Source organism: Rhodococcus sp. T9N (assembly GCF_024436645.1).
GTDB lineage: Bacteria > Actinomycetota > Actinomycetes > Mycobacteriales > Mycobacteriaceae > Rhodococcus_F > Rhodococcus_F qingshengii.
On record NZ_JAMSKS010000054.1, the window covers coordinates 1 to 2,670 of the forward strand.

Annotated in this window: 1 protein-coding gene; it reads right to left on the bottom strand. The window is 60.6% G+C overall.

Features of this window, described 5'->3' with window-relative positions:
- Positions 1 to 2,670: hypothetical protein (locus M1L53_RS32935; RefSeq protein WP_261949499.1), on the bottom strand; the 2,670-nt coding region annotated here is incomplete at both ends.

The window sequence follows — 2,670 nt, forward strand, 5'->3', positions numbered from 1 at the left end:
AGCGAAGACCGGAGGTCATTTGCATTCCGGCGCCGAACTTCTCCTGCACGGCCGACGTCATCGACTCGACGATTCCGCCGTTTGCGAAGTACTGCATTCGCTTCTTGACGCCAGCTACGCCCTCGGCTCGTGCGGCGGCATTCATGCCGTTCACGTAGCCGGGGCCCATGGCCTGGGTCCACTCCGGGCGCATTACAGCTTCGCCACCCGAAAGGTGCAGTCGCCCACCGGTTGGTGATGCAAACTCGTGCACATCACGGCCCGGGGTGTAACCCGGGAGGATGCCACCTGTTGCGTACCCGGTCTTGCCGCCATCGTTGCCGCGAGCGTCGAGGACCTGCCCCGTCTCAATGCGTCCAACGCCGTCCCACTTATCCAGCCCGAAGACTGTGGCGACGGTATCCCAGGCGCTCTTCAGGGCGCCATTGATGACGTTGTCGATGATCCAGTTGATCGGACCAGCGGCCATCTCCTTCAGTCGGTCCCAGTTTCCGCCGAAGCCTTCGACGATTCCGCGGCCGAATTCGAGGAGGGTTCCGAGGCCTTCCTTGAAGCCCGGGAAGATCGTGTTGGTGATATTCCCTACGACCTCGCCGATCTTGGATCCGAGGTTGCCCCAGTTGATTCCGCCACTCTCGGTGGTGCCGAGAATGTTTCGTCCGAGATCCTCAAGGCTTGACTTGAAGCCGACGAAATCGCCCGTACTGAGAGAAAGTAGCGATTGCGCAACATTCGACCCGAGAGTTCCGAAGTTGCTGCTACCAACCTGCTGCGTCTCGATTGACTTGCGCTGCAACTCGTCGAGTTGGCGGTCGAATTCCTCGACGTCGCCGAAGGTCTTCTCCCATTCCTCGCGGGTGTACTGCTTCTGTCCGCCCGATCGGCCGCCGCCGGTATTCGGACCAGGAACCGTGGTGGGCAGTTGGCCATTTTCCCGCGCTTCGCGCTGTTCTTTGGTCTCCCCATCTCCCGGGCCAAAGGCGCCGTTCCACCAATCCTTGATGTTGCGGAGAGCGCCGTTGTCGTTGTCGTTGCGTAGAAACCTCCACGCGCCGCTCATGTCGAGGTTGTACTGAAATCCGCCGACATGTCCCGGGTCGACTGCGCTTCCGTCAATAACTGCGCCCATTGGGGGCACGGCACCTGAGTTTCGCGCATTACCTTCAGGAGCATTGGGGTCGTTCGGCCCCGCCCCGGGTCCGGTTCTACCTCCAGAAGGGAAGAGAATGTTCGCCAACTTGATGGCTTCTTTGACCAGGTTGAGAATGTCGGTAACCGTTTGGCGGACGTCTTCCCAGAACGCCTTCATCTTCTCCTGACCCTCGGCCGTGCGCATCCAGTCCGCGAACTCACGCATCGTTTCCGTGAGGCTCTGGACCATCGACTTGCCGGATTCATCGGAGGTGGTGAACAGCCCGCCTACAACACGGCCAATCTCGACGAACAGATCCTTGATTTCGCCAAGAGCCTTGATCGAGTTCTCCATGAAGGTGCGGATCTTGTTCTGCCCCTCCTCGGAGGCAGTCCACTCCTCGAAGCGCGCCATTGTGTCCGCGAACGAACCACTGAGGCCGGGGAGGAAATCTGATCCAATGGAGGCGATGTTCGTCAGGCCACCGAAGAGACTCGACAGTCCGTCGATGACGGGCTGCATCGAGATCCGGGTGTTCTCGAGAATGTTCGTCCAGTCGAGCTTGCTGGACTCGCTCGACAGATCGGCGAGCGCGCCCTTGAGTCCGATATTGATCTCGGTCGCAATGCCGCCGAGGCCGTTCTTGAGGATTGGGAAGTAGTTTGTCGCGAGATCGGTGATCGATCCACCGAGTCCGGCAAACAGGTTGTCCTGGATCTGGAGTCGGAGATCCTTCCAGGCATCGCCGAGGCTGCGGGTTTCTTCAACGAACGCACGGGCGTTGGGTGACAGATTTGCCAAGGCTGCCGCATACTCGTCGACCGCGTCAGCATTCGCCGTTGTCGCTTCGGCGGCCCGCTGCTGAGCATCGATGACGGCTTCCTGTGAATCCGCAAGGTTCTGCTGCGCATCGAGAACTGCAGCCTGTGCGTCGGCTACTGCAAGGTGTGAATCCGCAAGAGACTTCTGCGAATCGATGACACCTTGATCCGCCTCAGCGATGGCTTCCTTTGCGGAGATGACCTGCTCAGAACCTTCGACGCCAGCCTTGTTGGCAGCGTCGACTTCCTCGCGGAGATCACCATTGCGCTCACGAACTTCGTCGAGACGTTGCTTGGCCTCGTCAACACCCAGCACTGCTTCGGATACGTCCAGAGGCGTGACCGGCTGGCCACCCTTCCAGAGGTCTCGCAACTGCTGCTCGGCACGACGAACTGCCAACTCGGCGCCACGCTCATCGAGAGCGGATCCCTTCAGTGCGAGATTGAGATCCTCGATCTGTTCCTGAGCGTCCTTGCGGGCTCGGGTCAGGCTCTTCTGGGCGTCCTCAGCCTTCTTCTGCGCCTGGATAACTCCACGCTCAGCACGCTCGACGTTGTCGAGTGCCGTACCGACGCCACGCTCAGCGCGAGCGACACCGTCAGCAGCCTTCTCCACGCCGCGCTGCGCAGATGCAACAGCCTTCGCGGCCGACGCACGCTCCCGAGCCTCGGTCGCCTGCTGCTTCGCGGTCTTCGCGGCATTCTTCGCAGCTTCCT